This is a genomic window from Cellulomonas sp. GbtcB1 (genome assembly GCF_019091725.1).
GTDB lineage: Bacteria > Actinomycetota > Actinomycetes > Actinomycetales > Cellulomonadaceae > Cellulomonas.
This window is the reverse complement of record NZ_JAGXJG010000716.1, coordinates 1-229: the sequence shown is the minus strand read 5'-3', so window position 1 is coordinate 229 and position 229 is coordinate 1. Positions and strand designations below refer to the sequence as shown.

General features: G+C 74.2%; 1 pseudogene. It reads left to right on the top strand.

The features are described 5' to 3' along the window. Positions 1-229: pseudogene (locus KVT14_RS21940) on the top strand (translational GTPase TypA); the annotation flags it as partial.

Below are 229 nucleotides of genomic sequence, written 5' to 3'. Positions count from 1 at the left end.
CGGCATCAACACCTCGCCGCCGGCCGGCAAGGGCGGCAAGGGCCACAAGGTCACCGCCCCCCAGGTCAAGGACCGCCTCGACTCGGAGCTCATCGGCAACGTGTCGCTCCGCGTCGTCCCGACCGACCGCCCCGGCGCCTGGGAGGTCCAGGGCCGCGGCGAGCTCGCCCTGGCGATCCTCGTCGAGCAGCTGCGCCGCGAGGGCTTCGAGCTCACCGTCGGCAAGCCC